Below are 1,253 nucleotides of genomic sequence, written 5' to 3' on the forward strand. Positions count from 1 at the left end.
TCTATCGCACCAATGGTTTTTCCGTCGCTATCGTTGAGTTGAATTTCTTCTGCAAGAATTTCATATTGTTCTGAATTAGCAAGTGCAGCGGTACATAAATGCTGATACAAAAAACCCAGTCTCGGGTTCCCTTGGTACTCTTCAGATTCACCCAGAGGTTTAATCGATAAGTCTTCCAATGTAGCAAAAGGAGGGAGCAACTGAAAAAGAGGAGGAGAAGAGGTGATCCATTGATAAAGACGTTGCAGTTGATTCATCCTGATTCCTTAGTGATGTTGATAAAGCAGCGAGCCTCGTTATTGTAACTAAATTTGGTTAGTAGAATAGGGTAGCTAGCATCAGTGTCATAGTTCGATATACACTTTGAGGTACTCGCTGGAAATTGGAAGTGATAATGAATAATTTACAGTTAGAAAAGATTCTCAACAGCAAACTCTCGCCCGAGTTAATTAAAGATTACGCGCCAAATGGCTTACAGGTTGAAGGCTGTCCACAGATCAAGCGCGTAGTTACTGGAGTAACTGCTTCTCAAGCATTAATTGATAAAGCGATTGAACTCAGAGCCGATGCGTTATTGGTCCACCATGGTTATTTTTGGAAAGGGGAGCCAGAACCCATTCGCGGTATGAAAGGTAAGCGAATTCGTAGCCTAATTAAAAGTGACATTAATCTGTACGGCTACCATCTACCGCTCGACATTCATCCTGAACTTGGTAACAACGCAGAGCTTGCTCGTCTTCTTGATATTGAAATCGACGGTGGGTTAGAAGGTCATCCGCAGTCTGTCGCCCTATTTGGACGCTTGAAAAAACCGATGACTGGTTCTCAATTTGCGAGCAATATCAACCAAGCACTTAATCGAGAGCCTCTGCATATCGCTCCAGATAATGCGGAGAAAATGATCGAAACCGTTGGTTGGTGTACTGGCGGCGGACAAGATTTCATTGAACTTGCGGTTCAGCATGGATTAGATGCATTCATTTCTGGCGAAATTTCGGAGCGAACAACTTACACCGCTCGTGAGATGGACATCCACTATTTTGCTGCGGGTCACCATGCAACAGAGCGTTATGGCATCAAAGCACTTGGTAAGTGGTTAGCCGATGAATACGGTTTAGATGTCGAGTTTGTGGATATTGATAATCCAGTGTAGCGTGTATTTTTATCGTTAAAACTAAAAAGGGTTGAGACTTACATCTCAACCCTTTTGTTTATCTGATAACTCTCGTAACGATTATTCGCGCTCATGAAGC

The 1,253-nt window shown here is 42.7% G+C and carries 1 protein-coding gene and 1 pseudogene; one reads left to right on the plus strand and one right to left on the minus strand.

What is annotated here, in order from left to right; genetic code table 11:
• Positions 1-257, minus strand: a pseudogene (locus tag R7Q38_RS23800) (DUF1853 family protein); the annotation flags it as partial.
• A 137-nt stretch (positions 258-394) separates the two neighbouring features.
• On the opposite strand from R7Q38_RS23800, the gene R7Q38_RS23805 reads away from it, so the two are divergent.
• The gene (locus R7Q38_RS23805; protein WP_005496082.1) at positions 395-1,153 is read left to right on the plus strand and encodes a Nif3-like dinuclear metal center hexameric protein; all 759 of its coding nucleotides are present in this window, start codon (positions 395-397) and stop codon (positions 1,151-1,153) included.
• Positions 1,154-1,253 lie beyond the last annotated feature (100 nt).

It is taken from the genome of Vibrio sp. Vb0598, assembly GCF_033338935.1.
Classification (GTDB): Bacteria; Pseudomonadota; Gammaproteobacteria; order Enterobacterales; family Vibrionaceae; genus Vibrio; species Vibrio alginolyticus.

Bases quoted from the DNA above. Each gene is read 5' to 3' on its own strand.
- R7Q38_RS23805 (WP_005496082.1), top strand. From the start codon at position 395: ATGAATAATTTACAGTTAGAAAAGATTCTCAACAGCAAACTCTCGCCC.